The 26,917-nt window shown below is 70.8% G+C and carries 32 protein-coding genes, 2 tRNA genes and 1 pseudogene; 12 read left to right on the top strand and 23 right to left on the bottom strand.

What is annotated here, in order from left to right; all coding sequences use genetic code 11:
- Nucleotides 1-15: 15 nt before the first annotated feature.
- The 5 genes from N8I87_RS35015 to N8I87_RS34995 all read right to left on the bottom strand — a co-directional run bounded on the left by N8I87_RS35015 (nt 16) and on the right by N8I87_RS34995 (nt 3,800).
- On the bottom strand, nt 16-684 hold the full coding sequence (locus tag N8I87_RS35015) for an NUDIX domain-containing protein (protein ID WP_263214803.1): 669 nt from the start codon (nt 682-684) through the stop codon (nt 16-18).
- Nucleotides 685-746: 62 nt separating this feature from the next.
- Nucleotides 747-995, bottom strand: a complete 249-nt coding sequence (locus tag N8I87_RS35010) for an NAD(P)-dependent oxidoreductase (protein WP_263214801.1) — start codon at nt 993-995, stop codon at nt 747-749.
- On the bottom strand, nt 992-1,387 hold the full coding sequence (locus N8I87_RS35005; protein ID WP_263214800.1) for a hypothetical protein: 396 nt from the start codon (nt 1,385-1,387) through the stop codon (nt 992-994). The genes N8I87_RS35010 and N8I87_RS35005 overlap by 4 nt, the downstream gene beginning before the upstream one ends.
- A 147-nt stretch (nt 1,388-1,534) precedes the next feature.
- Nucleotides 1,535-1,843, bottom strand: coding sequence for a hypothetical protein (locus N8I87_RS35000; protein WP_263214799.1), 309 nt, complete (start codon nt 1,841-1,843; stop codon nt 1,535-1,537).
- Nucleotides 1,844-3,023: 1,180 nt separating this feature from the next.
- Entirely contained in the window at nt 3,024-3,800 is a 777-nt protein-coding gene (locus tag N8I87_RS34995) for an MBL fold metallo-hydrolase (protein ID WP_263214798.1), read from the bottom strand.
- Between the two features lie 52 nt (nt 3,801-3,852).
- Between N8I87_RS34995 and N8I87_RS34990 the strand changes: the two are divergent.
- Nucleotides 3,853-3,993: pseudogene (locus N8I87_RS34990) on the top strand (IS5/IS1182 family transposase); the annotation flags it as partial.
- A 363-nt stretch (nt 3,994-4,356) separates the two neighbouring features.
- On the opposite strand, the gene N8I87_RS44520 reads toward N8I87_RS34990, so the two are convergent.
- From N8I87_RS44520 to N8I87_RS34985, 3 genes are all read right to left on the bottom strand, one after another.
- Nucleotides 4,357-4,506 (bottom strand): effector-associated constant component EACC1, encoded by a 150-nt coding sequence (locus N8I87_RS44520; protein WP_411577320.1) that lies wholly within the window; start codon nt 4,504-4,506, stop codon nt 4,357-4,359.
- 37 nt (nt 4,507-4,543) lie between these two features.
- Nucleotides 4,544-4,720 (bottom strand): effector-associated constant component EACC1, encoded by a 177-nt coding sequence (locus N8I87_RS44515; RefSeq protein ID WP_411577319.1) that lies wholly within the window; start codon nt 4,718-4,720, stop codon nt 4,544-4,546.
- Nucleotides 4,721-4,952: 232 nt separating this feature from the next.
- Nucleotides 4,953-5,026 (bottom strand) — tRNA-Pro (locus tag N8I87_RS34985).
- Nucleotides 5,027-5,131: 105 nt separating this feature from the next.
- On the opposite strand from N8I87_RS34985, the gene N8I87_RS34980 reads away from it, so the two are divergent.
- Both N8I87_RS34980 and cobF read left to right on the top strand, forming a co-directional pair.
- On the top strand, nt 5,132-5,668 hold the full coding sequence (locus tag N8I87_RS34980) for a DUF309 domain-containing protein (RefSeq protein WP_263214797.1): 537 nt from the start codon (nt 5,132-5,134) through the stop codon (nt 5,666-5,668).
- A gap of 56 nt (nt 5,669-5,724) precedes the next feature.
- Complete coding sequence (gene cobF / locus N8I87_RS34975) at nt 5,725-6,498, top strand: precorrin-6A synthase (deacetylating) (RefSeq protein ID WP_263214796.1); 774 nt, start codon at nt 5,725-5,727, stop codon at nt 6,496-6,498.
- 7 nt (nt 6,499-6,505) lie between these two features.
- On the opposite strand, the gene N8I87_RS34970 is transcribed toward cobF, so the two are convergent.
- Nucleotides 6,506-7,252: a cobalt-precorrin-6A reductase gene (locus tag N8I87_RS34970; protein ID WP_263214795.1), complete on the bottom strand. Its 747-nt coding sequence runs from the start codon at nt 7,250-7,252 to the stop codon at nt 6,506-6,508.
- Nucleotides 7,253-7,364: 112 nt separating this feature from the next.
- On the opposite strand from N8I87_RS34970, the gene N8I87_RS34965 reads away from it, so the two are divergent.
- Nucleotides 7,365-8,150: an HAD-IIA family hydrolase gene (locus N8I87_RS34965; RefSeq protein WP_263214794.1), complete on the top strand. Its 786-nt coding sequence runs from the start codon at nt 7,365-7,367 to the stop codon at nt 8,148-8,150.
- Here N8I87_RS34965 and N8I87_RS34960 read toward each other — a convergent pair.
- Both N8I87_RS34960 and N8I87_RS34955 read right to left on the bottom strand, forming a co-directional pair.
- Complete coding sequence (locus N8I87_RS34960) at nt 8,139-8,912, bottom strand: sulfite exporter TauE/SafE family protein (RefSeq protein ID WP_263214792.1); 774 nt, start codon at nt 8,910-8,912, stop codon at nt 8,139-8,141. The genes N8I87_RS34965 and N8I87_RS34960 overlap by 12 nt on opposite strands.
- Nucleotides 8,913-9,005: 93 nt before the next feature.
- Complete coding sequence (locus tag N8I87_RS34955) at nt 9,006-10,193, bottom strand: thiolase family protein (RefSeq protein WP_263214791.1); 1,188 nt, start codon at nt 10,191-10,193, stop codon at nt 9,006-9,008.
- Nucleotides 10,194-10,326: 133 nt separating this feature from the next.
- Here N8I87_RS34955 and N8I87_RS34950 point away from each other — a divergent pair, with 133 nt between their 5' ends.
- A complete protein-coding gene (locus N8I87_RS34950; RefSeq protein ID WP_263214789.1) occupies nt 10,327-11,136 on the top strand; it encodes an alpha/beta hydrolase in 810 nt (269 codons plus the stop codon).
- A gap of 25 nt (nt 11,137-11,161) precedes the next feature.
- Here N8I87_RS34950 and N8I87_RS34945 read toward each other — a convergent pair whose 3' ends face one another.
- Both N8I87_RS34945 and N8I87_RS34940 read right to left on the bottom strand, forming a co-directional pair.
- Nucleotides 11,162-12,094 (bottom strand): NADP-dependent oxidoreductase, encoded by a 933-nt coding sequence (locus N8I87_RS34945; protein ID WP_263214787.1) that lies wholly within the window; start codon nt 12,092-12,094, stop codon nt 11,162-11,164.
- 71 nt (nt 12,095-12,165) lie between these two features.
- Nucleotides 12,166-13,047 (bottom strand): Cof-type HAD-IIB family hydrolase, encoded by an 882-nt coding sequence (locus N8I87_RS34940; protein ID WP_263214786.1) that lies wholly within the window; start codon nt 13,045-13,047, stop codon nt 12,166-12,168.
- 153 nt (nt 13,048-13,200) lie between these two features.
- On the opposite strand from N8I87_RS34940, the gene N8I87_RS34935 reads away from it, so the two are divergent.
- The 4 genes from N8I87_RS34935 to N8I87_RS34920 are packed head-to-tail and all read left to right on the top strand — an operon-like array spanning nt 13,201 to nt 17,182.
- Nucleotides 13,201-14,013 carry an SAM-dependent methyltransferase gene (locus N8I87_RS34935; RefSeq protein ID WP_263214784.1) on the top strand — a complete coding sequence of 271 codons (813 nt, stop codon included), beginning with the start codon at nt 13,201-13,203 and terminating at the stop codon, nt 14,011-14,013.
- Nucleotides 14,014-14,048: 35 nt separating this feature from the next.
- On the top strand, nt 14,049-15,452 hold the full coding sequence (locus N8I87_RS34930; protein ID WP_263214783.1) for a type I glutamate--ammonia ligase: 1,404 nt from the start codon (nt 14,049-14,051) through the stop codon (nt 15,450-15,452).
- 2 nt (nt 15,453-15,454) lie between these two features.
- Nucleotides 15,455-16,612: an amidohydrolase family protein gene (locus N8I87_RS34925; RefSeq protein WP_263214782.1), complete on the top strand. Its 1,158-nt coding sequence runs from the start codon at nt 15,455-15,457 to the stop codon at nt 16,610-16,612.
- Nucleotides 16,613-16,654: 42 nt separating this feature from the next.
- A complete protein-coding gene (locus N8I87_RS34920) occupies nt 16,655-17,182 on the top strand; it encodes an NUDIX hydrolase family protein (RefSeq protein WP_263216809.1) in 528 nt (175 codons plus the stop codon).
- 6 nt (nt 17,183-17,188) lie between these two features.
- On the opposite strand, the gene N8I87_RS34915 is transcribed toward N8I87_RS34920, so the two are convergent.
- Together N8I87_RS34915 and N8I87_RS34910 are read right to left on the bottom strand one after the other, a co-directional pair.
- The gene (locus N8I87_RS34915; RefSeq protein ID WP_263214780.1) at nt 17,189-18,118 is read right to left on the bottom strand and encodes a carbohydrate kinase family protein; all 930 of its coding nucleotides are present in this window, start codon (nt 18,116-18,118) and stop codon (nt 17,189-17,191) included.
- Nucleotides 18,115-18,801, bottom strand: coding sequence for a class II aldolase/adducin family protein (locus N8I87_RS34910; protein WP_263214779.1), 687 nt, complete (start codon nt 18,799-18,801; stop codon nt 18,115-18,117). The genes N8I87_RS34915 and N8I87_RS34910 overlap by 4 nt, the downstream gene beginning before the upstream one ends.
- A 57-nt stretch (nt 18,802-18,858) precedes the next feature.
- Between N8I87_RS34910 and N8I87_RS34905 the strand changes: the two genes are divergently transcribed.
- A complete protein-coding gene (locus N8I87_RS34905; RefSeq protein WP_263214778.1) occupies nt 18,859-19,515 on the top strand; it encodes a TetR/AcrR family transcriptional regulator in 657 nt (218 codons plus the stop codon).
- 48 nt (nt 19,516-19,563) lie between these two features.
- Here N8I87_RS34905 and N8I87_RS34900 read toward each other — a convergent pair.
- Nucleotides 19,564-19,637, bottom strand: a tRNA-Pro gene (locus N8I87_RS34900).
- Nucleotides 19,638-19,759: 122 nt separating this feature from the next.
- Here N8I87_RS34900 and N8I87_RS34895 point away from each other — a divergent pair.
- A complete protein-coding gene (locus N8I87_RS34895; RefSeq protein ID WP_263214776.1) occupies nt 19,760-20,467 on the top strand; it encodes a thiamine pyrophosphate-binding protein in 708 nt (235 codons plus the stop codon).
- A gap of 34 nt (nt 20,468-20,501) precedes the next feature.
- The gene (locus N8I87_RS34890; protein ID WP_263214774.1) at nt 20,502-21,413 is read left to right on the top strand and encodes a transketolase family protein; all 912 of its coding nucleotides are present in this window, start codon (nt 20,502-20,504) and stop codon (nt 21,411-21,413) included.
- Nucleotides 21,414-21,459: 46 nt separating this feature from the next.
- On the opposite strand, the gene N8I87_RS34885 is transcribed toward N8I87_RS34890, so the two are convergent.
- The 7 genes from N8I87_RS34885 to N8I87_RS34855 all read right to left on the bottom strand — a co-directional run bounded on the left by N8I87_RS34885 (nt 21,460) and on the right by N8I87_RS34855 (nt 26,917).
- Nucleotides 21,460-21,819, bottom strand: coding sequence for an MmcQ/YjbR family DNA-binding protein (locus N8I87_RS34885; protein ID WP_263214772.1), 360 nt, complete (start codon nt 21,817-21,819; stop codon nt 21,460-21,462).
- 130 nt (nt 21,820-21,949) lie between these two features.
- Nucleotides 21,950-22,852 (bottom strand): LysR family transcriptional regulator, encoded by a 903-nt coding sequence (locus N8I87_RS34880; protein ID WP_263214770.1) that lies wholly within the window; start codon nt 22,850-22,852, stop codon nt 21,950-21,952.
- A gap of 31 nt (nt 22,853-22,883) precedes the next feature.
- Complete coding sequence (locus N8I87_RS34875) at nt 22,884-24,083, bottom strand: glycine C-acetyltransferase (RefSeq protein WP_263214768.1); 1,200 nt, start codon at nt 24,081-24,083, stop codon at nt 22,884-22,886.
- A 27-nt stretch (nt 24,084-24,110) separates the two neighbouring features.
- Nucleotides 24,111-25,139 carry an L-threonine 3-dehydrogenase gene (tdh, locus tag N8I87_RS34870; protein WP_263214766.1) on the bottom strand — a complete coding sequence of 343 codons (1,029 nt, stop codon included), beginning with the start codon at nt 25,137-25,139 and terminating at the stop codon, nt 24,111-24,113.
- A 194-nt stretch (nt 25,140-25,333) separates the two neighbouring features.
- A complete protein-coding gene (locus tag N8I87_RS34865; RefSeq protein WP_263214764.1) occupies nt 25,334-25,906 on the bottom strand; it encodes a GAF domain-containing protein in 573 nt (190 codons plus the stop codon).
- A 62-nt stretch (nt 25,907-25,968) separates the two neighbouring features.
- Nucleotides 25,969-26,568: a GTP-binding protein gene (locus N8I87_RS34860; protein WP_263214763.1), complete on the bottom strand. Its 600-nt coding sequence runs from the start codon at nt 26,566-26,568 to the stop codon at nt 25,969-25,971.
- A complete protein-coding gene (locus N8I87_RS34855; RefSeq protein WP_263216807.1) occupies nt 26,546-26,917 on the bottom strand; it encodes a DUF742 domain-containing protein in 372 nt (123 codons plus the stop codon). The genes N8I87_RS34860 and N8I87_RS34855 overlap by 23 nt, the downstream gene beginning before the upstream one ends.

Raw genomic sequence — 26,917 nt, 5'->3', positions numbered from 1 at the left:
AAGAGGCAGCTGGTATCACGCCGCGGCGAACGGCCCGTCCAGCGCCGCCCATTGGAGGAGCATGATGGTCTTGGCGTCGGCGATCTCGCCGGTGCGGATCATCTCCAGGGCCCTGCGGAAGGGGAGTTCGAGGATCTCGATGTCCTCGCCCTCCTCGTCCAGTCCCCCGCCCTCGTGGGTGCGGGTGGAGGGACCGTAGGCGGCCGCGTAGAAGCTGACGCGTTCGGTGACCGAGCCCGGGCTCATATAGACGTCGAAGACGTGCTCCACCGCGCCGACGGTGTGCCCGGTCTCCTCCACCGCCTCGCGCCTGACGGCGATCTCCGGGTGCTCGTCATCGTCGTCGAGCAGCCCGCCCGGCGTCTCCACCAGCATGCCGTCCGGGTGCCCGTTGACATACACCGGGAAGCGGAACTGCCGGGTGAGCAGCACGGTTTCGCGTCCCTTGTCGTACAGCAGCAGGGTGGCGCCGTTGCCCCGGTCGTGCGTCTCGCGCTGCTGGGTGCTCCAGGTCCCGTCGGAGCGCCGGATGTCGAAGGTGGTGGCACGTTCGACGTACCAGTGACTGGACAGGAGCTTCACCTCGCGGACCTTGACCCGCGGATTGCGGCTCAGCTCCAGCCCGGTCCGGTCGAGTCCGGTACGGCCCCGGCGGTCCGGGATGTCGATGCCTTCGGTCGTCATGGTCACCTCTCTATCACCCCGGCCCGCGGTGCCTCGGCGACCATGGTCATCGGTGTGCTCGGTCAGTGGGCGACGCCCATCGTGCGCCGGATCGTCTCGGGACGGTCGAGCACCGACAGCATGTGATGGGCCACGTCGGCGCGGGAGATGCTGGTGCCACAGCGCAGGTTCTGTTCGAAGGCGGTGCGGTAGGCGCCGGTGAGGGGCTTGTCGGTGAAACGGGGCGGGCGCGAGATGGTCCACTCCAGACCGCTGTCGCGCACCAGGTCCCCATGGATCTGCACGCCGTTACGGCTCTGCTCCTCGGTCACTGCGCATGCAGGTCTTCGGCCCCCTGCCACTGCGGCAGCGTGGTCATGAACCCGTACTCCTCGGCAACCTTCTCAAGCTCGGTCTTCCAGGGCTTGCCGGTGAGCACCTCGTTGAAGGCGAGCATCGCCGCGTGCAGGATCCACAGGCAGTACAGCTGGCACGGCACGATCTCCTCATGGATCGGCATCTGGCTGACGTGCAACGCCTCGCTGTCATCCTTGAAGAACATCTGCACGCCGGTAGGCGTCGGGTGGGTGAAGCGAGACTCGGCGGTATAGAAACTCCACTCCTTCGTGAGCTTGTAGCCCTTGATCAGGTTGTCGATCTTGATCAGCTTCTCATTGGGGTCTGCCGCGATGGTCTCGTTCACCGTCTTCACGGTCTGCACCATGACCTCGTAGGCGTCCTTGAAGCGCTCCTTCGTGCCGTCTGCCTTCAGGGCCTTCGCAAGCTGGATCTGGTCGCCCCGAAGCTTTCGGTTTTAGATGTCGCCCATCCGATCCCCCTGGTCGACGCACCACCGCAGCGTGATGGCGTACTACAGTGCGCATCGCCGGTTGGGAGACGCAGCAGCGCATACGCCAGTCTTGTGCAGCGTGAGAATTGCGCACACCTGGTGGGCCACGTGAAAGAAGAGTCCCCAACCGATAACTGCGGCGCGGTTCATGGGGTCGATCTGCTCGTGCAGGTCGGCCGTGATCAAGTTCTCAAGACGGATCAGGGCTTCAGCGGGGTTTGGTTCGGTCATGAACTGCATGATGGCGGCGGGTTGGTTGATGCCGCTACGAGCTTTCCGCAGGCGCCAAGGGTGTCGGCCGGCCGCAGCGAGTGCGTCAGCCAGCAGCACGGATGTCATGGTGAGTCTGCGGGTGGGGCAAGGAGGGGGTGCCAGTTCTTCGGCGCCCGACCCTTGAAGATCCTCACGGCTTCGGGTTTGTTCTTGCAGGCCAGGGAAACGAACCGGCAAACAATGGGCACACACGGCCACAACGCAGCACGCGTCGACGGAAAGCTTGGTTCGCTACTGATGCGGAAGAGGCCAAAGTTCTTTCAAGGCCGGCTCATCGCGCCTGGAGGCCAAGAGGTGACGATATGAACCAAGCCAATTGGGCGCTTCTGCCCGGCGGTATCGGGCCAGATGGATCAGACCAGACACTAACGCCAAACGTCGGTAATTGTGGCCTCCTGAACTTCACTCCGCCCAGCTGGTGCAAAAAACACCTTCCACGCATTCGTCGACGAGACTTTTACGTCCCCTACGGCATCCCCTGCATATCCACTTGTTTTCATCTCTCCCGGGTGGAAGCAACGCCAATTTACGGCCATTCCAGCAACTGAGCCCGCCTGGCCTCCGGCGGCGGCGCACTGAACTACACCAGAACCCGGCGCTTTAATCTCCAGGGCCCAAGGAATCTCCCCAAGTCCAGTTCTATGGGGTCCGGTCCGATCAACAATTGGGTGATCGATGATATACGCCTCCGAATCCCATGGTGACGACAGGCAAGCAGCCTTGGTGTCCCATCCGAGGACCCAGCACGGGTCGAATACCTGAGACTTGTTGTCAAAACATCTCATCGCTTCTGGATCCGAGCTGTGATCTGAGGTACTGGCCAAGCATTTTCCGGTCGATCGGCCAGCCTCTCGATATGGCGGGAGCAGCTCCCCATTCTCACCGAATGCCCGCACCAGATGAACCTTGGTAGACGGCTTCGGAGGTGGTCCACTGGAGAACCATCCTTGTACGGCGCCGACGATGGTCACCAAGGCAGCCAGACCCGCCAGGAAGCCACCGATCTTCAGTTTGCCCAGGCGGCTATACCATGTTGGCCTCCCCGTCTCTCGGTCACCCGTTGATCCTTGCATCGTCATTGGATAAGTATCCCGCTCTCCGCAAAAGAGCGAAGGATATCTCACTTGATTGCGGGGCCAACGTGCTCCATATGGATGTAGAGCCTCGTCTGCAGCGTGACACTGAGACGTCGTCTCATTTGGAACACGACATGTCACGGGAGTCTCTAGCGTCCGCGTCATTCAGTGCCAGGAGCCGTTTGTCCGCCTCCACGGGCGAGGTCGGCGACGAGCCCGGGGGTGGCGACGTCGACGGGGTGCCGGAAGGTCTGCGCGGCTGTTTCGTGTGCGGCTTTCGGATCTGTCCCTGGCCACAGGTGGGTGAGCATGAGCCTGGCAGCGCCCGCCTGGCTCGCGTACTGGCCGGCCAGTCGTGCGGTCAGCAGATACGGTGCGTCGGCGGCCGGTACCTCGTGGGCGTACGTGGCTTCCGACAACAACAGGTCAGCACTTTCAGCGAGGCGCAGGATGTCGGGGCTTGGACCCGTGTCGCCGGTGTAGGCGAGCACGGTTTCCGGCGTGGTCAGTCGGATGCCGGCGTTGGGCACGAAGTGCGGCAGGAGCCAGGTGTCGGTTCTGAACGGGCCGATGTCGAACCGGTCACCGGGCTTGAACTCGCGAAGGCGGTACGTCTCGGCGAGCATGCTCGGTTTGTCGAGCGCGAGAACGGCATCGGCCGCGCCGTGGGGCGCGTATACCGGCAGTGCCGACGGTGGCGTGTCACTCAGGCCTCGGGCGCGCAGGAGAGGGTTGAGGTCAGCGCAGTGGTCGGGGTGTCCGTGGCTGATCAGCACGGCGTCAATGGAGTCGACGGTGTTGTGGTCGAGCAGGCGTGGCAGCGTGGCGTACCCGGGGTCGATGAGCAGGCGGAAACCCGCGTACTCGACGAGGTAGCCGCTGCATGCCTGAACTGCGGTGGGCCACGCCCCGCAGCCGCCGAGAACGGTCAGTTGCATGCCAAAGGACACTAGCTGTCATGCCGTGGTCGTGAGCAGGAATTTTCGGGGCATGGGAGCGGACGTGATCGAGACGTTGGTGCCAGAGATTTTGTGGAAGATGTTTCACCGCGTGGTTCCGTCTGCTCCAATGCGGCCGCAGGGCGGGGGCCGGCGCCGGTACGGGGACCGCGAGGTCCTCGCGGCCATCATCTGTGCGCGGTCGGCCCCGGGGATGCCTGCCCGATTCGGTGGACAAGCCTGCGGCCGACCTGGCTCCCGGCACGATATAGGCCACCGGCCCTCCAGGTCGCGTGACCGAACCTGTCACCTGAACCTGCACCAGACCCCTCGGCCTGATCAGCGGCGCGGCTAATCGGGTCGAGCAGGTCAAGGGAAGTCGCTGGTTCAGCCACCACCGTGCAGTGTTCGGCGGGCAATTCCCATGAGAGCGGGCTCATTAGGACAGCCGCAAGATCTCTGAGATTCTTCGCCACGGCCGGCAGAGACTCAAGCTTCGAGTAGCAGCTGACGCCTGCAAGAACGGCCTGCGTGAGAGCCGGGTCAGGCAGCGCTCTCATGACGGTGAAGAGGTCTCGTCCGCTTGCTCCAGCGCGTCCACCAGCCGACGAACTTCTTCCTCTGTCGCGTCCGTCAGACAGATTTCTACGTCGCCGCGCCTGATGATGATCTTCGGATGCCGTGGCCGGGTCTGCCGCCAGGTCACGAGGGAGAGGGCGAAAGATGCCGCACTCCACCCGTTACTAGTGAATCAGTCCAAGGCTGTCGATCAGACCACCCATGGATCCGCTTGCCGCAGTCTCTGTGCGCAACGAGACCGTAGCCGTTCGTCGAATGGCTGGCTCCTGACGCAACCACCCGTCCAGCGACCGAAGCTCTTCCTCCTGACGCTCGCTCTCGATCCGAATCACAACTTGCATTCGTCCCCCCTGATCGTGGTCGCGATGAGCCTGGCACAGCGGCATCGTGCCCCTCTCAGCGCTGCAGACCACCTTCACAATCGGGCAATTCTACCGATGTCTTACGGTGAAGGCTGATCGTTGGCGGGTCCGTGAGCAAATGTGACATGAGAGCCCAGAGCATGATCAAGGGCCTCACCCCATCGATGTGAGGTGAGGCCCAGTGACCTGCGACTATGGAGCGAAGCTCCCGTCGGGACGACAGGATTTGAACCTGCGACCCCTTGACCCCCAGTCAAGTGCGCTACCAAGCTGCGCCACGTCCCGGTGCGCTCACTCACGGTGACCCGTGTGATCGCGCGAACAGCACTTTACCGCACGTGGCGGGCCGCGCCGAAGGGGGCACCGCGGCGGCGGTGGACAATCGGTCGTATGGGCAGCGCAGAGGCATCGCGGGGACGGCCGGTGGAGACGCGGGACCGGGACAGTGAGGGACGTGCGCGGAACGCGCGGCCGCGGGACGGGCTCGGGCGGCCGTTGTCGTACGGCGCCGCCGGGGTGGAGCGGCAGCCCGAGGGGGTCGTACGGACTCCCCGGGAGACGGTCTCGCAGGCGCAGGCGCTGCTGGACGCGGGCAAGCCGTTCCACGCGCACGAGGTCTTCGAGGACGCCTGGAAGTCGGGCCCGCAGGACGAGCGCGCGCTGTGGCGGGGGCTGGCCCAGCTGGCCGTGGGGCTCACCCACGCGGCCCGGGGCAATGCCACCGGTGGCGTACGGCTGCTGCGGCGCGGCGCGGGCGCCGTCGAGGAGTGGGCGGCGGAGCGCGGGGAGCGGCGGCCGTACGGGATGGATGTCACCGGGCTCGTCGGCTGGGCGCGAGGACTGGCGGACGACGTGGAGCGGGATGCCGGTGCCTCGGTCGACGCCGGGGCGCGGGCGCCTCGGCTGCGGGGGGACGGGGCGCCGTAGCGGGGCGTGTGGAGGCGGTGCACGCACTGTCAGTGGCATGCGGCAGACTCGGGGGCGTGCGAAAGATTCATGTCATCGGTATCGGTGCGGGCGACCCCGACCAGCTGACCTTGCAGGCGGTCAAGGCGCTGCGCAGCACCGACGTGTTCTTCCTCGTCGAGAAGGGCGAGGTGAAGAACGATCTGACGCGGCTGCGCCGGGACATGCTGGACGCGCACCTGCCGGAGGGGTCGTACCGGCTGGTGGAGGCGCGCGACCCGGAGCGGGACCGGAGCGCCGGGGGTGCGGCGTACTCCCCGGCGGTCGGGGACTGGCGCAGCGCCCGCGCCGACATCTACGAGCGGCTGATCACCGAGGAACTCGGGGCGGACGAGAGCGGGGCGTTCCTGGTCTGGGGGGACCCGTCGCTGTACGACAGCACGCTCGGGATCCTCGAGGAGGTGCTCGCCCGCGGTGCGGTGGCCTTCGAGTACGACGTGGTGCCGGGCATCAGCAGCGTCTCGGCCCTCGTCGCGCGGCACCGCACGGGACTGAACCGGGTGGCCCGGCCGGTGCAGATCACCACGGGGCGGCGGCTGGCCGAGGGGTTCCCGCAGGGCGTGGACGACGTGGTGGTGATGCTCGACGCGCACCAGACCTTCCGGCGGTACGCCGACCAGGACATCGACATCTACTGGGGCGCGTACATAGGCACCCCGGACGAGATCCTCGTCTCCGGTCCCCTCGCCGAGGCGGGCCCGCGCATCGAGCGGGTGCGCGCCGAGGCACGTGAGCGCAAGGGCTGGATCATGGACACATATCTGCTGCGCAGGCGCCCCGAGGACGACTGACCGGCGCTCACGACGGGGTGAGGCCGAGTCTCTCCAGTACGGCCGCCACATCGGGGACCGCGCTCACGCCGGGCGGGAGCGGGGGGCGTTGTACGACGACCACGGGCAGGCCGAGTTCGCGCGCGGCCGTCAGTTTGGCGGCCGTCGCCTCTCCCCCGCTGTCCTTGGTGACCAGCACGTCGATGCGGTGGGCGCGCAGCAGCGTCAGCTCGTCGGCCACGGTGAACGGCCCGCGGGCCAGGATCACTTCGGCATCGGGCGGCATCGGCGGCTCGGGCGGCTCCACGGACCGTACGACGAAGTGCAGGTCCGTCAGCCGGGCGAAGGCCGCGAGGCCCAGGCGGCCGGTGGTCAGGAACACCCGTCGGCCGAGGCCGGGCAGCGCGTCCGCGGCCGCGGCCAGGGACGGGGCCGGGTGCCAGCGGTCGCCGGGTGCGGGCCGCCAGCCGGGGCGGCGCAGGACCACCAGGGGCAGCCCGGTGGCCTGCGCGGCCCGTGCCGCGTTCGCGGTGATCGACGCGGCGAAGGGATGCGTGGCGTCCACGACCGCGTCCGCCCGCTGCTCGCGAAGCCAGTCCGCCAGCCCCTCGGCACCGCCGAAGCCACCGATCCGTACATCCCCGTCCAGCGCCCCGGGCCGGGCCACCCGGCCGGCCAAGGAGGTGGTGACCCGGAGGCCGGGGCGGGTCGCGAGGTCGGCGGCCAGCCGGCGGGCCTCGGTGGTGCCGCCGAGGATCAGGACGTGCGGGGACATGGCAGTGAGCGTACGACGCCGGGTCGGGTGACGATCGGTGGGAGTGGGCCCGCTCGCTCGGGAGGCGATGTCGTACGGTCCGGTGCGCCGCCCGGATCGCTATCGTCCAGGCATGGAATCCGTGCGTGCCGTGCTGATCGACATCGACGGGGTGCTCACCGTCTCGTGGCGGCCGCTGCCGGGGGCGGTGGAGGCGCTGCGGGAGATCCGTGCGGCCGGGCTCGGGGTCGCGCTGGTCACCAACACCACCTCCCGTACGCGCGCGTCGATCGCCGCGACGCTGTCGGAGGCCGGGTTCGAGGTGAGGGCCGAGGACGTCCTCACCGCGCCCTCGGTCACCGCGGCCCATCTGGCCGAGCACTTTCCCGGCGCCCGGTGCGCCCTGCTCAACAGTGGGGACATCGCGGAGGACCTCGTCGGGGTCACCCTGGTCGACGGGGACACGGTCCCGGACGTGGTCGTGGTCGGCGGCGCGGGGCCCGAGTTCGGCTACACGGCCCTCAACCGGGCCTTCGGGCATCTGCAGCGGGGTGCGCGGCTGGTGGCCATGCACCGCAATCTGTACTGGCGGACGGACGAGGGTCTGCAGCTGGACACGGGGGCGTTCCTGGTCGGGCTGGAGAAGGCGGCACGGGTCGAGGCGGAGGTCACGGGCAAGCCGTCACCGGCGTTCTTCGCGGCGGCGCTGGCCCGGCTGGGGGTGGGTGCGGACGCGGCGCTGATGGTGGGCGACGACATCGAGTTCGACGTGCTGGCGGCGCAGCGCGCCGGGATCACCGGTGTGCTGGTGAAGACCGGCAAGTACCTGCCGGAGACCCACGAGAGGGCGAGCGGCACCCCGGACCACGTCCTGGACTCGTTCGCGGACCTGCCCGCGCTGCTGAAGCTAACGCAGTAGCAGCTGAGCGCCGCCCACGACGGTCGCCGCGATCACCAGTTGCTCGAAGAGCCGCTGGTTGATCCTGTTCACAGCCCATGTGCCGAACAACGCCCCGGGCACGACGAACACCGCGAGCGCGGCGTCAAGGAGCAGCGAGCGGCCGTCGATCAGACCGAGGCCGGCGCTGAAGGGCACCTTGGACAGGTTCACGATCAGGAAGAAGAAGGCCGACGTGCCGAGGAAGCCCAGCTTCCGGAAGCCCGCGGACAGCAGGTACAGCGACATCACCGGGCCGCCCGCGTTGGCGACCATCGTGGTGAAGCCGCCGAGGACGCCGTAGGAGCGGGCCTTGACCCGGCCGGCCCGGGTGGCGACCGGGTCCGGCTCCTCGTCCGCGCCGGCCCGGCGCCGCCGGCACACCGTGACCGCCGCCATCAGCAGCAGGGGCGCGCCGATGGAGATCCGTACGATCCCGTCGTCGGCCCACACGAGGAACAGCGTGCCGAGCACCACGCCGGCCGCCACCGCCGGGAACAGCCGCCACAGCGTGGGCCAGTGGGCGTGCCGGCGGTAGCTGGCGACGGCCAGCAGGTCGCCCACGATCAGCACGGGGAGCAGCACGCCGGTGGAGGCGCGGGCGGGCAGGACGGCCGCGAAGACGGCGAGGCTGACCGTGTTGGCCCCGCTGACGGCGGTCTTGGAGAAGCCGACGAGCAGCGCCGCGAGGGCGAGGGCGGCGAACTCCCAGCCGGTTATGTGCCAGAGCGTCATCGTGTTCATGCGGGCACCGATGCTATGCGCGTGCATACGGCGCCGTAATGAGTGTCTCGGCTGGTGGTCGTGGTATCGACGGGAGCCGCGAAGTGCCGACGCTCAGTGCCTTTCCACCAGCACCGCACTCCCCTGCCCCACGCCCACGCACATGGTCGCCAGCCCGCGCTCCGCTCCCGTGCGCCGCATGCGGTGGAGCAGGGTGGTGAGGATGCGGGCGCCGGAGCAGCCCAGCGGATGGCCGAGCGCGATCGCGCCGCCGGTCGGGTTCACCAGCTCCGGGTCGATGCCGAGCTGGTCGACGCAGGCGAGGGCCTGGGCGGCGAACGCCTCGTTGAACTCGGCCTCCTGGAGGTCGCGGGTCTCCCAGCCCGCGCGGGCGAGCGCCTTGCGGGTGGCGGGCACCGGGCCGATGCCCATCACGTCGGGGTGGACACCGGCGGAGGCACCGGCGACGTACCGGCCCAGCGACTCCAGCCCCAGCTCGTTCAGGGCCTCCTCGCTGACCAGCAGCAGTCCGGCCGCGCCGTCGTTCATCGGCGAGGCGTTGCCCGCGGTGACCGTCCCGCCGTCGCGGAAGACCGGCTTCAGCCGGGCGAGCTTCTCGTACGAGGTGTCCTCGCGGACGCACTCGTCGCTGTCGACGACGATGCCGTCCGGGCGCTCGACGGGCAGGAGTTCGTCGTCGAAGTGGCCGTTCTTCCGTGCGGCGGCGGCGAGTTGGTGGCTGCGCAGCGCGAACTCGTCCTGGCGCTCGCGTGTGATGCCGTACCGCTCGGCGACCTCCTCGGCGGTCTCGCCCATGGACAGCAGGCCGTGGAGCTCCTTCATCGCGGGGTTGACCAGGCGCCAGCCGAGGCGGGTGTCGACGGTCTCGATGCGGTGCGGCAGGGCCTCGTCGGGGCGGGGCAGGACGAAGGGGGCCCGGCTCATGGACTCGGAGCCGCCGGCGATCACGATGTCGGCCTCGCCCGCGGCGACGGTGCGTGCGGCGGTGGTGACCGCCTCCAGGCCGGAGGCGCAGAGCCGGTTGACGGTGGCGCCGGGTACGGATTCGGGCAGCCCGGCGAGCAGTGCGGCCATCCGGGCGATATTGCGGTTGTCCTCGCCCGCCTGGTTGGCTGCACCCCAGTAGACGTCGTCGATGCGGGCCGGGTCGAGCGCGGGCACCTCGGCGACCAGGTGGCGGATCACCGTCGCCGCCAGGTCGTCGGGCCGGACCGGGGACAGGGCGCCGCGCAGCTTGCCGATGGGGGTGCGGCGGGCGGCCGCGAAGTGGACGGGACGCACGACAGGACTCCTGACCGACGACGTTGTCGAATTAAGTCGAATTAATTAGCACTGCTAGTTTTGGACTATAGACCTCGGCCCGGCCCCCTGGGAAGATCCTCGGACACCTTTACCGAGGCAAGCCGGAGGAGACATGGGCGACACGCGGGAGCACGTCCTCACCGGGACCCGCGGCACGATCAGCGCACGCGAGTGGCCGCGCCCGCGGCCCCGGTACATCGCCCTGGTGGTGCACGGGTACGGCGAGCACGCGGGCCGCTACGACGCGCTCGCCGACGTCCTGACCGGGCACGGGGCGGTGGTCTACGGCCCCGATCACATCGGCCACGGCAGGTCGGCGGGCGAACGCGTGGTGATCGAGGACTTCGAGGACGTGGTCACCGATGTGCACACCGTGGCCGGTCTGGCCCGCACCGCGCACCCGGGCCTGCCCCTCGTCGTGATCGGCCACTCCATGGGCGGCCTGATCGCGGCCCGCTACGCCCAGCGGTACGGCGACGAGCTCGCCGCGCTCGTGCTGTCCGGCCCGGTCATCGGCGTCTGGGAGCTGCCGGAGCGGCTGCTCGCCCTCGACGAGATCCCGGACACCCCCATCAGCCCGGGCGCGCTCTCCCGCGACCCGGCGGTGGGCGCCGCGTACGCCGCCGATCCGCTGGTCTGGCACGGTCCGATGAAGCGCCCGACGCTGGAGGCGTTCGTACGGACCCTGGAGACCGTCGCCAAGGGCGGCGACGCCGGTCCGCTCCCGCTGCTGTGGCTGCACGGCGACGACGACCGGCTGGTGCCGCTGCCCGGCAGCCGCATCGGCGTGGAGCGGCTGAGCGACGGCCGATGGACCGAGCGGATCTACGCCGGGGCACGGCACGAGGTCTTCAACGAGACGAACCGCGCGGAGGTCTTCGCGGACCTGACCACCTTCCTGGACGGCGTGCTGACGGCCTGATCCCGGACGGTCCGCCGCCCCCGCTTCACGACACCCGGATGACGATCTTCCCGCGCCGGTTGGCGTGCTCCAGCGCGGCGTAGGCCTGCGGGGTCTCCTCCAGCGGGACCACCCGGTCCACGCGCGGGGTCAGCTTCCGGTCCTTGACGAGCCGGGACAGCTCCTCCAGCCCCGTCCGGTCCGGCTCCACCACGAAGAACACGCCGCCCGCCCTGGTCGGATCCGGCGGGGAGACGATGCTCACCAGGACGCCCCCGGGCCGCAGCACCAGCCAGGAGCGGTCCTGGGTGTCGCCGCCGACCGTGTCGAGGACCAGATCCACGTCCTCGACGAACGCCTCGAAGCGCCCGGCCCGACGGTCGACGACCTCGTCGGCGCCCAGTTCCCGGACGAAGTCCGCCGTCTCGGCGGTGGCCGTGGCGACGACCCGGGCCCCGAGGGCTGCCGCGACCTGCACGGCGATCGACCCGACTCCGCCCGCGCCGCCGTGCACCAGGACGTGCGCGCCGGGCCGCACACCGCCGTGGGTGACCAGCGCCTGCCACGCCGTGAGCCCGGCGAGCGGCAGGGCGGCCGCCCGGTCGTGATCGAGCCGCGGCGGCTTGGCGGCGAGCACGGCCGCCGGAACCGTGGTGAACTCGGCGGCCGCCCCGTCCCGGGTGAACGGGATCAGCCCGTACACCTCGTCGCCCGGACCCCAGTCCGTCGCCCCGGGGCCTGCCGCGACGACGACCCCGGACACCTCCTTCGACGGCACGATCGGCACGCGCAGGTTCCCGCTGCCGTCGAGGGCGTCCGTCCAGGTGGCGTCCCAGTCCAGCTCGCCCCGGGTGATCGAGGCGGACCGCACGGCCACCAGCACCTCGCCCGCACCGGGCACCGGGCGCGGTGCGTCCTCGTACGTCAGCTCCTTCGGGCCACCGCGCCGGTGACCCCGTACCGCGTGCATCGTGTCCATCCCGACCTCCGGATCCGCGGTCTCCAGACTGCGCACGCGGGCCGCCGGTCCGCATCCTCGGTGACCCGCGGTCAGGTCGCCGGTGCCAAGCCGCCGCCGGACATCCCCAGCACCCGGGCGATCGTGCGCAGCACCCCGTTGTCGTTGTTGGACGGGGCCAAATGGCGGGCGCGGCCGACCACTTCCGGGTGGGCGTTGGCCATGGCGAAGGACCACTCGGCGGCGTCGAGCATCTCCAGGTCGTTGAGGTAGTCGCCGAACACCATGGTCTGCGCGGGAGTGATACCGAGCTCGCGCTGCAGACCGCGCAGGGCGGCGCCCTTGTCGGCGGTGCGGTTCATGACGTCGACCCAGTGCTCGCCGGAGACGACGACCTGGTGGGTGTCCGCGAAGGCCGACAGGGCGGGCGCCGTGGTCCGCTCGGCCCGGCCGAAGTCGAACAGGGCCACCTTGATCACGTCGTCGTCGACCGCGGTGACGTCCTCGACGACGCGGTGCTCGACGTAGTACTTGCGCACCTCGGCCAGAAAGGGCTCGTCGGTCCGCTCCACGTACGCGGCCCGCTTGCCGCAGACGACGGCACCCACGTCCACGCCGTCCGCCACCAGCCGCCGTACGGCCCGCGCGAGGCCGGCCGCGACGGCGGGCGCCAGTACGTCCGAGCTCAGCTCCACCCCGTCGCGCACCACATAGGTGCCGTTCTCCGCGATGAACACCATGCCGTCGGCCACATCGGCGAACTGCCGTGCCAGCGTGGCGTACTGGCGGCCGCTCGCCGGGCTGAACAGCACACCGCGGCGGCGCAGTTCGGCCAGCATGGGCCACAGCCCCTCCGGGATCCGCTTGGCGTCGTCCAGGAGCGTGCCGTCCATGTCGGTGACGATCAGCCGGATGTCGGCGGGTTCGGTGGGCAGGCCGGGAGCGGCACGGAGGGACGCGGGGGAGGCGGGCATGTCCTGCTTCCGGTCGGGTACGGACGTAGTCGAACCAGTGTTCCTCATGCGCCGGGTGGTCCCGAACCCGCCCGCTGCGCCGATTCCCCGGACAAGACGATCAACGGACGGCACAATGGCGGCGGACAGCCACGCGGGACGAAGGGCGGCGACGTGAGCGAGAGTCACCCGGCGGAGGGTGGGACGGCGAGGCTGAACACCACCGTGGCGCACAACGCGCGGGTCTGGAACTACTGGATCGGCGGCAAGGACCACTACGAGGTCGACCAGCGGGTCGGCGAGCATGTCGCCGGGATGTTCCCGGTGATCCGCGCGGTGGCACGCGCGGACCGCGACTTCCTGGGCCGGACGGTGCGGTTCCTGGCCGGTGAGCGCGGGGTGCGGCAGTTCCTCGACATCGGCACCGGTCTGCCGACCGTCGACAACACGCACGAGATAGCACAGCGGATCGCACCCGAGTCCCGGATCGTGTACGTCGACAACGACCCGATCGTGCTCATGCACGCCCGCACACTGCTGACCAGCGCCCCCGAGGGCGTCACCGACTACATCGACGCGGATGTGCACGACCCGGACAGCATCGTCCTGCACGCCGCCGAGACCCTCGACCTGGCCCGGCCCGTCGCGGTGATGATGCTGGGCATCCTCAACTTCGTGCTCGACACCGACAAGGCGCGGGACATCGTGCACCGGGTCATGGCGATGGTCCCCTCGGGGAGTTTCGTCGTTCTCACGCACCCGACCTTCGACGCCGACCTCGGCGGCGAGGGCAACATCGCCGCGATGAAGTTCTGGAACGAGAACGCCACCCCGCCGATCACCGCCCGTACCCGCGCCGAGATCGCCGGCTTCCTCGACGGCCTCGACCTGCTGGAGCCGGGTCTGGTGCCGTGCTCCCAGTGGCGCGCCGGGACCGACTCCGCCGCCGCGGTACCGCAGTTCGGCGCGGTGGCCGTGAAACCCTGACCACCGCGGGCGAGCCGAGCCCGTCGAGGAGGACCATGACCACCCTTGTCGACCCCGTGCCCGGTGGACGTCCGGGCGATGTCCGGCGGGCCGACGCGCTCGCCGCGGAGCTGGCCGAGCGGGGCGTGCGCGGAGTCGTACTGGCCTATGTGGACACCGCGGGCATCGGCCGGGTGAAGACGGTCCCGACGGCGCGGCTCGCCGACGCGGCGGCCTGGGGCATCGGGATGTCCCCCGTCTTCGACACATTCCTGGCCGACGACTCCATCGTCACGACCGACGTCCTCGGCTCCCCGGACGGCGATCTGCGGCTCTACCCGGACCTCGACGGGCTGGTGGAGCTGGCCGGGCAGCCCGGCTGGGCCTGGGCCCCCGTCGACCGCATCACCCAGGAGGGCGAGCGCCACCCCGGATGCAGCCGCACCTTCCTGCGCCGCCTGGTCGCGGACGCCGAGGAGCGGCTCGGGTTCACCTTCCGCGCGGGCATCGAGATCGAGTGGTCGGCCGGTCTCGGATCGGCGCCCGCCGGGGAGTTCGTCCCGGCGGTGTCCGGTCCGGCGTACGGCGCGACCCGGCAGGTCGAGCTGAGCGACTACACCGCCGACCTGCTCGCGGCCTGCGCCGCGCAGGGGGTGGACGTGGAGCAGATCCATCCCGAGTACGCGCCCGGCCAGTTCGAGCTGTCGGCCGGGCCGCTGGACCCGGTGGCGGCAGCCGACAGCAGCGTGCTGGTGCGGCAGACCATCCGCGCGGTGTCGCAGCGCCACGGCCTGCGCGTGTCCTTCGCCCCGGCCGTGTCCGCCGAGGGGGTCGGCAACGGCGGCCACATCCATCTCTCCTGTCTGCGCGACGGGGTGAATCTGCACGCCGGGGGCGCGGGCCGGTACGGCATGACGGCCGAGGCCGAGTCGTTCACGGCCGGGGTGCTCACCCGGCTGCCCGCGCTGACGGCCGTGACCGCGCCGAGTCCGGCGAGCTATCTGCGGCTCAAGCCCTCCCAGTGGGCCGGGGTGTTCACCGCCTGGGGCCGGGAGACCCGCGAGGCCGCGCTGCGGGTGGTCACCGGTACGGCAGGCCGCCAGGAGCAGTCGGCGAACCTGGAGGTCAAACCGGTCGACCTGGCCGCCAACCCCTATCTCGCCCTGGGCTGCGTCATCGCCGCCGGGCTCGACGGGACGGCGTCGGCCGCGCCCCTGCCCGAGGAGATCACCGGGGACCCGGCACGGTTCGGAGCCGAGGAGGCGGCGGCCCGGGGCGTGCACCGGCTGCCGGTCTCGCTGAAGGAGGCCGTGGAACGGTTCCGCGCGGACGAGGTGCTGCGTGCCGCGCTGGGCCCGGTCCTCGCCGACGCCGTGAGCGCCGTACGCCTCGGGGAGGCCGCCGCCGTCGAGGGCCTCGACGACGCGCAGGTGGCGGCGGCCTACCGCTGGAAGTACTGACGATGGCCGCGTCCGGACCGGTCCGGGAGGCGCTCGCCGGTCTGCCGCTGGTGGACCACCACTGCCACGGCGCCGTCATGGCCGACCTCGACCCGCCGGAGTTCGAGTCACTGATCACTGAGGGCGAGGTGTGGCCCGGCAGCGGGATCTCCCCTTTCGACAGCCCCGTCGGCGTGGCCGTACGGCGGCACTGCGCGCCTCTGCTGGATCTGCCCCGGCATGCGCCCGCTGCCGACTATCTCGCCCGGCGCTCCGCCCTGGGCTGGCGCGAGGTCAACCGGCGGTTCCTCACCGCGGCGGGGGCCGAGGCGTTCTGCGTGGACACGGGTTATGCCCCGCATCCCGTCACCGGTCCGGCGGAGCTGGCGCGGGCCGCGGGCGCTGCGGCGCACGAGGTCGTACGCCTGGAGGGGGTGGCCGAGGCGGTCCTCGCGCGGGGCGTCGAGGCGGGCGAGTACGCGCGCGTGTTCCGGGCGGCCGCGGAGGACGCCGTACGGCGCCCGGGTGTGGTGGCGGTGAAGTCGGTGGCCGCCTACCGCACCGGCTTCGGCCTGGACCCCGCGAGACCGGCGGACGCGGACGTGACACGGGCGGCCCGGCACGCCCTCGGATCCGGCACCGGCCGCATGGCCGACCCGGTCCTGGTACGGCATCTGCTGTGGACCGCCGTGGACCTCGGACTGCCGCTCCAGCTCCACACCGGACTCGGCGACAACGACATCCGGCTGCACCGCTCCGACCCCGCCCTGCTGACGGACTGGCTGCATCTGACGAGCGGCACGATCCCGGTGCTGTTCCTGCACTGCTGGCCCTACCAGCGGCAGGCCGCCTATCTGGCGGCGGTGTTCGAGCACGTGTACCTCGACGTCGGGCTCGCCCTGCACTACGCGGGGCCGGCCCGGTCCCGGGCGATCCTGGAGGAGGCCCTGGAGATCACCCCGTTCCGCAAACTTCTGTACAGCTCCGATGCCTACGGTGTGGCCGAATTCCACCACCTCGGCGCGCTGTCGTTCCGGCAGGGGCTGACGGCGCTGCTCCAGGACCGGGTGGACGCCGACGAGCTGAGCCTGCCCGATGCCCTGCTGATCGCCGCCTGGACGGGGCGTGACAACGCCCGTCGCCTGTACGGACTGCCCGTATCCGACCACGGCCGCGACTGAGCGCGCGCCCCACCCGGAAAGTATGATCAAGCAATGTCTGACATGACCGAAACCACGCCCGGCTGGCTGTCCACGGACGAGCTGGAAATGGCCCGCGCCCGTATGCCGATCCTGTACGTCGAGGCCGTGCCCGTGCGCGTCGACGACAGCGGCGACGTCACCAGCATCGGCCTGCTGCTCCGCATCGGGCCGGACGGAACGGTCAGCCGGACCCTGGTCTCCGGCCGTGTCCTGCACCACGAACGGGTCCGTGACGCCCTGTTGCGCCATCTGGAGAAGGACCTCGGCCCGGTGGCTCTGCCGCGGGTCCCGCCCTCCCTGCAGCCGTTCACGGTCGCCGAGTACTTCCCGACCACGGGTGTCACCCCGTACCACGACCCGCGCCAGCACGCGGTGTCCCTCGCCTACGTCGTGCCCGTGGCCGGCGACTGCCGGCCCCGGCAGGACGCCCTGGACCTGGTGTGGTTCACCCCGCAGGAGGCCGTCTCGGCGGCGGTCCAGAGCGAGATGCCGGGCGGCCACGGCGTGCTGCTGAAGCAGGCCCTCGCGCATGTGGGCCACGTGGCCTGAGCCGGCTCAGGCGCGCGACTTGTGCGCCGCGGCGAACGCGTCGGCGGCCGCGAGGTCGAAGTCGCCGTGGTCACTGCCGAGTCCCTGGGCCACCAGGGCCGCCGCGGCACAGCCGAGCACGGCGGACTCGCGGGGTGTACGGCCCAGGCCCACTCCGCGCAGGAACCCGGCCGAGAAGGCGTCACCGCAGCCGGTGGTGTCGACGACGTCGATCGCGAAGGCGGGGACCGTTTCGGTGCCCTCCTCGGTGACCAGGAGCGCGCCGTCACCGCCGCGCGTTACCGCGACGAGGCCAGCACCCGCGCCGAGGAACTTCTTGGCGCCCGTGACCAGGTCCTCCTCGCCGGAGAAGCCCAGGACCTGTTCGTCGTTGGGCAGCAGGTGGTCGACGTACGGCAGGGCCGCCGCGATCTGCTCGAAGCCGCCGAGGACACCGGGGGCGAGCAGGTCCACGGAGGTGACGACGCCGTGCTCCTTGGCGTGCGCCAGGATGCGCGCGGCGACGTCGACCCCGATCAGTTCGGGGCCGCCGAGGTGCAGATGCGTGGCTTCGGCGATCGCGTCCCAGGGGATGTCGTCGAGCCCGTAGGTGATGTTGGCGCCGAGCAGATGCAGCGAGGGCCGGTCGCCGTTCGGGCGGACGGGCAGGACGCTCGCCGAGGTGGGGGTGTCCGCGCGGCGGACGAGGCACCCGGTGTCGATGCCCGCCCGGCCCAGCAGCTGGACCAGCATGTCTCCGGTGGGATCGGTGCCGATGGCGCCCGCACTGCGCACCGAGGCGCCCAGCTTGGCCAGGGTGAGCGCGGTCCCGCCTGCGGTGCCGGCGGCGGTCATCCGGATGTCCTCCACCAGGGTCGCGCCCTGGCCCTCGGGTATGGCCTCCACCGGCCGCACCAGCACGTCCAGCACATGTACGCCCAGCGTGACGACCTTCATCGGTTTCCCTCCCGTGCGGGTGGTACGGACTGAGCGGTGCCGTAATTGCGTGCGACCGCGGCCTCGATCACCGCGCGTTGCTGCTGCTCGTCGAGCACACGGGGAGTGCCGAGGGCGGCCGCGTGCTGGTAGACACCGCAGGCCCACTCCAGCAGCAGGGCGTTCTCGACCGCCTTGTCGAGCGTCGGGCCGTGGGTGAGCGCCCCGTGACTGGCCATCAGGGCGGCGCTGCGGCCCTCCAGTGCCCCGAGGACCGACTCGGCGAGTGCCGGGGTGCCGAACGTGGCGTACGGGGCCACCCTGACGCTGCCACCGAGGGCGAGCAACTGGTAGTGGATGCAGGGCAGTTCGTCCAGGACGCAGGACAGGGCGGTGGCCATCGGGGCGTGGGTGTGCACGACGGCGCCTGCGCCGTAGCGCCGGTAGACGCCGAGGTGGAGTTCCAGTTCGGAGGTCGGCCGCAGGGTCCCGGCGACGACCTTCCCGTCCAGGTCGACCACGCTCACCTGACCGGCGGTCAACTGGGCGAGCACCGCTCCGGTCGCGGTGACCGCGACCCGCTCCCCCACCCGCACACTGACGTTTCCGGCCGTGCCGATCAGCAGTCCCGCCGCCCCCAGACGGCGGCAGGCGTCCGCGACGGCGGCTCTCTCCCGGCCCAGCGCGGAGCTTGAGTCCGTCATGTCCGCGACGCTAACGTAAACCTGAAACAAAGTCACGTTCAGCTTCGGAGGCCATGCGTGGGCGAGCCGACCACGGAAACCGACCGCGCCGACGGCGTCACCCCGCTGCGCCGCACGCCCCGGCAGGCGCGCAGCAAGGCCCGCCTGGCCCAAGTCCTGGAGGCCGCCGAGCGGGTCCTGGTCTCCGAGGGCGTCGAGTCGCTGACCACCACACGCGTCGCGGCGGAGGCGAAGGTGTCGGTCGGCTCGCTGTACCAGTACCTGCCCGACCGCGACGCCATCATCGACGCCCTGGCGGGCAGATACTTCGCCCGGCTCGAGGCGGTCATGGAGGACTTCGCCCGGGCCGCGGCCGACGAGCGCTGGGACGACCCGGTCGGCGTGCTGATCGACGCCTGTGCAGCGGTCTACCGCACCGAACACGGCTTCCGGGCGCTGTGGTTCGGCAGCGGTCTGACCGAGCGGACCCGGGAGGCGGACCGCGCGCACAAGCACCGGATGGCCGACGGGGTCCGCCGCATTCTGCTCGCACTGGGCCTGGCCGAGGACGACGAGGCCCTGAGCCGGGCCTGCCACGCCGCGTTCCTGGCCGCCGACGCACTCGCCCAGGAGGCGTTCCGCCGCGGCCCCGAGGGCGACACCGCCCTCCTCGCCGAGGCCAGAACCATGCTGCGGGGCTACCTCACCGAGGTCACCGGACGCTACCGGCCCTAGCGAGAAAGGGCCCCCGCGGACTATTGCCCGCGAAGACCCTTCGCACCGTCGGGACGACAGGATTTGAACCTGCGACCCCTTGACCCCCAGTCAAGTGCGCTACCAAGCTGCGCCACGTCCCGGTGCCGTCTGACCTGGGGTTTCCCCGGTCGAAACGCGCAGGGAAACAATACCGCACTCGGGTCGGTGGTCGCGCACCCTTTGTCTTGACCTCAAGTTTGGTCGAGGTTGCACGATCATCCGTATGACGATCACCGAGACGCACGGGCGCACATACGCGTACACCGACCTGCCGGGGCTGATGAGCGGGATGACCGGCGACGAGAAGCACGGCCCGGCGGCCACCTCCACGCTCGACGTGCTGTGGGTGCTGTACGACCGGGTGCTGCGGGTCGGGCCGCGGTCGATGGACGATCCGGCGCGGGACCGGTTCCTGCTGAGCAAGGGGCACGGGCCGATGGCGTACTACGCGGTGCTGGCCGCCAAGGGCTTCGTGCCGGTCGAGTGGCTGGCGGGCTTCGGTTCGTACGACTCCCCGCTCGGCCACCACCCCGACCGCGTGCTGGTGCCGGGGGCGGAGATCGGCAGCGGATCGCTCGGGCACGGGCTGCCCATCGCGGTGGGCACGGCGCTGGGACTGCGCGCCCAGGGGCTGGACGATCCGCGGGTGTGGGTGCTGATCGGGGACGCCGAGCTGGACGAGGGCAGCAACCACGAGGCGATCGCCTTCGCCGGGCCCGCCGGTCTTCAGCGGCTGCACACCGTCGTCGTCGACAACTCCTCCGCGAGCCACGCCCGGCCCGGCGGGATCACCGCGCGCTTCGAGGCCGCGGGCTGGTCCGCGGTCACCGTCGACGGCCGTGACCACGAGGCGCTGTACGCCGCCTTCGGCGCGCCCCATCCGGGCCGCCCGCACGTGGTCGTGGCCCGTGTCGAGCCGAAGCACGCCTGAACCGATTCCCCATTTCCAGAAGGGCCTGACCTCCATGGACACCATGCGTGACCGCTTCGCCCCCGTCGTCTCCCGGATCCTCGACGAGGATCCCCGGGTCGCGGTCGTCCTCGCCGAGATCGGCAAGGACGGCTTCGCCGAGGCACGGCGCCGGCATCCGGACCGGGTGATCAACGTCGGTATCCGCGAGCAGCTCCTGGTCGGCGCCGCGGCCGGGCTGGCGCTCACCGGGATGCGGCCGGTCGTGCACACCTTCGCCAGCTTTCTGGTCGAGCGGCCCTTCGAGCAGGTGAAGCTGGACCTGGGGCACCAGGACGTCGGGGCGGTCCTGGTGAGCGCGGCCGCCTCCTTCGACTGGCCCGCCGGCGGGTACACGCACATGGCACCCGGTGACGTGGCACTGCTCGACACCCTGGACGGCTGGACCGTACATGTGCCCGGGCACCCCGACGAGGCCGAGACGCTGCTGCGGCACGCGGTCGCGGCCGGGGACGACAAGGTGTACGTCCGCCTGTCCGTGCAGGCCAACCGGCAGGGCCTCCCGGTGGACGGCCGGCGTTTCCGCACCGTCCGTGAGGGGCGCTGCGGTGTGGTCGTCGCCGTGGGTCCGGTGCTGGACGCCGTCCTGGCCGCCACCGAGCACCTCGATGTCACCGTCCTGTACGCGACGACGGTACGGCCCTTCGACGCGCCCGCACTGCGGCGGGCCACCGAGTCGGCGGGCACGGACGTCGTACTCGTCGAGCCGTATCTCGCCGGGACAACGACGGCCGCCGTGAACGAGGCCCTCTCGGACGTGCCCCACCGGGCGCTCGCACTGGGCGTGGGGCGCCGCGAACTGCGCCGGTACGGAAGCATCGAGGAGCACATCGCCGCGCACGGACTCGACGCGGCAGGCCTGCGGGACCGGATCGCGGGGTTCGTCGCGGTGCCGGTACGGGGGTGATCGGTGCGCGGTCACGGGGTTGCCCGCGCCGAGCGCCAGTCGGCTGTTACACCCCGCCCGGCAGCCCCAGTTCCGGGTGGGAGTCGAGGAGTCGGGTCGGGGCCGCCTGGCGCCAGGAGTCGGCGAGGATGTCGCGCAGTTCGTCCTCGCCCTCCAGCGCGGCGAGCCGGACGCGGACCCAGGCGAACTGGGCCTCGTGGTCGGCGATCCAGAACTTCTTCGGTTCCGCCAGGACCAGTTCGTCGCGCTCCTCCTTGGGACAGCGCACGGCGATGGAGGTCTCCTCCTCGGGCAGCGTGGCGAACATCTTCCCGGCCACCCGGAACGTGGGCATGCTCCAGGCGATCTTCTCCGTGGTGTCCGGCAGGGACAGGGCGATACGGCGTACGTCTTCGGCATCCGGCATGACAGGCACCGTAGCCCGTACCACTGACAATCACCTGGTCAGAGCGGACATCTGCTTGCAGGAGAGCGACGATGCCGGCACCGGCGGTCAGCCACCGCTCGACGCGTTCACCGCGCGGCCGGGACCGGCCTCACGCCTGGGCCGCCTCGCCGAGTGCGTCCAGCACCTGCCGGATCAAGGGGTGGCCCTCGGCTCCCCGCCGTACCGCCGCGAAGACCCGGCGGGTCGGGGCGACGCCGTCGACGGGGCGGACCACCACGCCCGTGAGGTCCATGCCGCGCAGGGCGGAGCGGGGGACGAGGGCGACGCCCGCGTCGGCCGAGGCGAGGGCGACGACCGCCCGGAAGTCGTCCGAGGAGTGTTCGAGGCGGGGCTGGAATCCGGCGCTCTCACAGGCCAGGACGACGACGTCGTGGCAGGGGTTGCCGGGGTAGGGGCCGATCCACGTGTCCTTGGCCAGCTCCGCGAGGGGGACCTCGGTGGCGTCGGCGAGGCGGTGGGTGACCGGGACGACCGCGTCGAAGGGCTCGGCGTAGAGCGGGACGTGGGTCAGCCGCGGGTCGTCGGCGGGCGGGGCCCCTCGGTACTCGACGGCGACCGCGACATCGACCTGCCGGTCCAGGACCATGGGCAGGCTTGCGTCGCCCTCGGTGTCCTGGACGCGGATGCGTATGCCGGGCGCCGCCTGCGCGAGCCGGGCCACCGCGGGTGCGACGACCTGGGCGATACCGGTCGCGAAGGCGGCGACCGTGACCGTGCCGGCCTCGCCCGAGCCGTACGCCGCGAGCTCCGCCTCGGCCCGCTCCAGCTGGGCGAGGACGGCGTTGGTGTGCCCGAGCAGGATCTCACCGGCCGGAGTCAGCCGTACGCCCTTGGCGCTGCGCTCGACCAGCCGGTGGCCGGTCTCCTGCTCCAGGGCCGCCAGCTGCTGGGAGACGGCCGAGGGCGTGAGATAGAGCGCGGCGGCAGCCGCTGTCACGGTGCGGTGGTCCGCCACCGCACGCAGGATGTGGAGCCGCCGCGCTTCGATCATGCGGCCAATTATCGCAAGGCGTGCGCCCCGCTCAGCCCGCCAGCTCCGCCCGGGCCGCGACGAAGGCGTCGACCGCGCGGTCGACGTCCTCGGTGGAGTGGGCGGCGGACAGCTGGACGCGGATGCGGGCCTGGCCCTGCGGGACGACCGGGTAGGAGAAGCCGATCACATACACACCGCGCTCCAGCAGCAGCTCCGCCAGCCGACCCGCCTTCGCCGCGTCGCCGATCATGACGGGCGCGATGGCGTGGTCGCCGGGGAGGACGTCGAAGCCCTCCTCGGTCATCCGGCGGCGGAACAGCGCCGTGTTCTCGGTGAGCCGGACGCGCAGGTCGTCGGCCGACTCCAGCAGGTCGATGACCTTCAGGGAGGCGGCGGCGATCACCGGGGCGAGCGTGTTCGAGAACAGGTACGGCCGCGAGCGCTGGCGCAGCAGGGCCACGATCTCGGCGCGGGCGGCGACATAGCCGCCGGAGGCGCCGCCGAGCGCCTTGCCGAGGGTGCCGGTGACGATGTCGACGCGGTCCATGACACCGTGCAGTTCGGGGGTGCCGCGGCCGCCGGGACCGACGAAGCCGACGGCGTGCGAGTCGTCGACCATGACCATCGCGCCGTAGCGGTCGGCCAGGTCGCAGATCTCCCGGAGCGGGGCCACATAGCCGTCCATGGAGAAGACGCCGTCCGTGACGATCAGCCTGCGGCGCGCACCGCCCTCGGTGGCCTCCTTCAACTGCCGCTCCAGGTCCGCCATGTCGCGGTTGGCGTAGCGGAAGCGGCGGGCCTTGGACAGACGGATGCCGTCGATGATCGAGGCGTGGTTGAGGGCGTCGGAGATCACCGCGTCCTCGGCGTCGAGCAGCGTCTCGAAGACGCCGCCGTTGGCGTCGAAGCAGGAGGAGTAGAGGATCGTGTCCTCCTGCCCGAGGAAGGCCGACAGCCGCGCCTCCAGCTCCTTGTGCACCTCCTGCGTACCGCAGATGAAGCGCACGGACGCCATGCCGTAGCCCCAGCGGTCCAGGGCCGTGTGGGCCGCGGCGATCACCTCGGGGTGGTCGGCGAGGCCGAGGTAGTTGTTGGCGCAGAAGTTGAGGACCTCGCCGGGGCGGCCGCCCGCACTGACGTTGACGGTCGCGGACTGCGGGGTGTCGATGACGCGCTCGGGCTTGTGCAGACCGGCGGCACGGATCTCGTCGAGGGTGGCGCGCAGGTCGTCGCGCACGGAGTCGAACATCGGAAAGCTCCTAGAAAAACGGGTGACTTACGCAGTCCAGTCGAGGATGACCTTGCCGCCCTTGCCGCTCGCCGCGTCGGCGAACGCCGCCTCGAAGTCGCGGTAGTCGTATCGGCCGGTGATCACGGGGGACAGGTCGAGGCCGGCTTCCAGCAGCACCGACATCGCGTACCAGGTCTCGAACATCTCGCGGCCGTAGATGCCCTTGATGGTGATCATCGAGGTGACGATCCGGGCCCAGTCGACGGGGAACTCCTGCGTCGGCAGGCCGAGCATGGCGATCCGGCCGCCGTGCGTCATGTTGGCGATCATGTCGCGCATCGCCTCGGCGCGGCCGGACATCTCCAGGCCGATGTCGAAGCCCTCGCGCAGGCCGAGTTCGCGCTGCCCGTCGGCGATGCTCGACTGGGCCACATCGATCGCGAGGCTCACCCCGATCTTCCGCGCCAGTTGCAGGCGCTCCTCGCTGACGTCGGTGATCACGACGTTGCGGGCGCCGGCGTGCCGGGCCACCGCCGCGGCCATCAGGCCGATCGGTCCGGCGCCGGTGATCAGGACGTCCTCGCCGACCAGCGGGAAGGACAGCGCCGTGTGCACGGCGTTGCCGAACGGATCGAAGATCGCGGCGACATCGAGGTCGACGGGGACGCGGTGCACCCAGACGTTGGTGGCGGGCAGGGCGACGTACTCGGCGAACGCCCCGTCCCTGCCGACGCCGAGCCCGATGGTGGCCCGGCAGAGATGACGGCGGCCGGCCAGGCAGTTGCGGCACTTGCCGCACACCAGATGGCCCTCGCCGCTGACCCGGTCGCCCACCTTGATGTCGGTGACGTCCCGGCCGGTCCCGACGACCTCGCCGACGAACTCGTGTCCGACCACGAGCGGGGTGCGGATCGTCTGCCGGGCCCAGCCGTCCCAGGACCGGATGTGCAGGTCGGTGCCGCAGATGCCGGTCCGCTGGACCTTGATCAGTACGTCACCGGGTCCGACCGTGGGCTCGGGGACGTCCGTGAGCCACAGCCCGGGCTCCGCCTTCTCCTTGACCAGCGCCTTCAACGCTACGGCTCCTGTGGGTGAGGCCCTGGTTCCGGGCATGCCGAGGGAGCCCTGAACCGGGGAAGAGGGTGGAATCTGAGCTGCAATCTGCCGCATGCGCGGGGCGCGGTCCATCGAGCTTTTCTTAACCGCCGCCTCAGCTTTCCTTCACGCCCCCACGGAAGCTTGCCTTCACGCCCCTCGGAAGCCGTCGTTCACGCCCCCGTGGACCCCTCGAGCCGCTCAAGACCCGCGGCGAGTTCCACGGCCGTCGCCTTGATGGTCTCCAGACCGGGCTTGCCCCAGTGCCGGGGCTCGATGTCGGCGACGCACACGGTGCCCAGCACCATGCCCGTGCTGTCGATGAGCGGGGCTCCCAGATAGGAGCGGATGCCGTACGTGTCGACGACCGGGTTGCCCGCGAACCGCGGGTAGTCGCACACGTCCTCCAGCACCAGCGCCTTGCGCCGGACCACCACATGGGGGCAGAAGCCGTGGTCGCGGGGCATATAGCGGCCCACTTCGGGCCTCGTGCCGTCGGGCAGCACGACCGGTCCGGCGCCCGGGGTGCGCAGGCCGGCGAAGAACTGCCGCTCCTCGTCGATGAAGTTGACCATGGCGTACGGCGCGCCGGTGTGCTCGGCGAGGCGGCACGCGAAGGCGTCGAGGGCGGGCTCCGGGCGCTCCCCCAGGCCGAGTCGGCGCAGTCTGTGGGTGCGGGCGGGGGCCTCTCGGTCCTCGGGGGTGAGCAGCAGACCCCTGACCGGGCGCGGCGGCTCGTAGCTCATGGCCTGGCTCCGGCTGTGTGGACGTGGGTCATGTGCGGGCTCCGTGGCGGGTTGTGCGGGGATCACCTGTGGGCGCCGTGGCTCGGCGCGTGGACGGGGGCGTGGGCGATGAGATGGCGCACCAGGGTGAGCAGGGTCTGGACGCCGGAACTGGAGATGCGCGCATCGCAGCGGACGACGGGGACCTGGGGGTCGAGGTCGATGGCGGCGCGCACCTCCTCCGGGTCGTAGCGGTAGGACCCGTCGAACTCGTTGATGGCGACGATGAAGCCGAGACCGCGCTCCTCGAAGAAGTCGACGGCCGCGAAGCAGTCCTCCAGGCGGCGGGTGTCGGCGAGGATGACCGCGCCGAGCGCGCCTTCGGACAGCTCGTCCCACATGAACCAGAACCGCTCCTGTCCGGGCGTGCCGAACAGATACAGCACATGCTGCGGGTCGAGCGTGATGCGGCCGAAGTCCATCGCCACGGTCGTCTCTATCTTGTTCTCGATGCCGTCGAGACTGTCGGTCGCGGCGCTGACCGTGGTGAGGAGCTCCTCCGTGCTGAGCGGCGCGATCTCGCTCACCGCGCCCACGAAGGTGGTCTTGCCGACCCCGAACCCGCCCGCCACAAGGATCTTGAGTGCGGTGGGGAACGGGTCATAGCTGTCGTCGTAGTCCATCGAGCACTGCCTCCAGAAGGGACCGGTCAGTGGGGTTGTGGTGGAACGCGGGGGGCTTGGCGGTCAGCGCCCCGCAGTCGACGAGGTCGGAGAGCAGCACCTTGGTGACCACCGCCGGCAGCTTGAGATGGGCCGCGACCTCGGCGACGGGGACGGGGGCGCGGCACAGGTCGAGTGCCTGGGCGTGCTCGGGGCCGAGGTAGCCGAGGGGGGTCGCTCCGGTGGCCATCACCTGTGACATGAGGTCCAGGTCGATGGTGGGCCGGGTGCGGCCGTTGCTGACCGTGAAGGGGCGCACCAGCCGTCCGGCCGCGTCGTCGAGCCAGGGCCCGTCGCCGGCCGTCGGCAC

Source organism: Streptomyces sp. HUAS 15-9, from assembly GCF_025642155.1.
In the GTDB taxonomy this organism is placed as follows: domain Bacteria; phylum Actinomycetota; class Actinomycetes; order Streptomycetales; family Streptomycetaceae; genus Streptomyces.
The sequence above is the reverse complement of the archived record's forward strand: the minus strand, read 5'-3'. Positions and strand labels throughout refer to the sequence as shown.